At 57.6% G+C, this 880-nt stretch carries 2 protein-coding genes; both read left to right on the top strand.

The window, feature by feature from the left end:
- The first annotated feature begins 53 nt into the window (after positions 1–53).
- Positions 54–242 (top strand): DUF3606 domain-containing protein, encoded by a 189-nt coding sequence (locus AC1DX0_RS36545; protein ID WP_477223820.1) that lies wholly within the window; start codon positions 54–56, stop codon positions 240–242.
- A 222-nt stretch (positions 243–464) separates the two neighbouring features.
- Entirely contained in the window at positions 465–680 is a 216-nt protein-coding gene (locus AC1DX0_RS36540) for a hypothetical protein (protein WP_477223819.1), read from the top strand.
- The last annotated feature ends 200 nt before the right edge of the window (positions 681–880 follow it).

Below are 880 nucleotides of genomic sequence, written 5' to 3'. Positions count from 1 at the left end.
AAACAAAAAAGCGAGACGCACGTTGCGATCGATCGCAGCTGGGAGAAACCACGATGACTGACGACAAGAACAAGCTTGGCTATCAGGACCGCGGCCGCGTGAGCGGCGATGAGGAGTATGAGGTCGGCTATTTCGCGAGCAAATTCGGCCTGTCCATCCCGCAAGTCCGGGAACTGATCGCAAAGCACGGCAACGACCGCGACACGCTGGAACGCGAGGCCAAGGGACTCAAAGGCAACTAGCCAATGCCGGTCTCTAAGGTCGAAAAACTGTTCGCAGACGAAGTGCTATCTTCTGACAGTGTGGAGGACGATAATCCCTTGAAAGCCGCCGAAAAAATCGCCGGGCCGATCCGTCTCGGATCGAGCCTTGCAGCAGTACTGGTACCGGGTCGTCGACTTGCGCACAGGGGCGATATGCGAGTTTAGCGTGCCTGAAGCCGGGGAAGACAGAGGCTTTGCGAAATGACCAGGCTATCCGACCTCGGTCCGCCAATACCGGGCGCGCTGCACGGGGACGACCAGATCCGCGAAGAGCAGCATTTCTACAACTGCCCCAACTGCGGGCAGAAAGTGGACCAGCGCGATTTGCGCCAAGTCTTCTGGCACGACGAGCTGGGACATGAGCCGCTTGAGCCGGAACGGCAGGCGACGATCATCGATTTCCCACGACGGAAATGAAAAAGCCCGCCGGCCAGAGCCAGCGGGCAGATTGATTGGTAGAAGTCGGTTTCACTCAACTAAGACGGGCGGAGCCGATGGACCAGCAACCACCCTGGAAAGACGATCCTTCTTGGTAAGAACCGGCTTTTCGTATGTCTTCTTCATTTGTAGCTCCTCGCTTTTCCCTCGCCGGCAAATTGCCTTGCGTGGGCATTGGC

Source organism: Mesorhizobium sp. P3_A9, from assembly GCF_056402975.1.
Note: the sequence above shows the minus strand (reverse complement) of the source record. Positions and strands in the feature narration are given on the sequence as shown.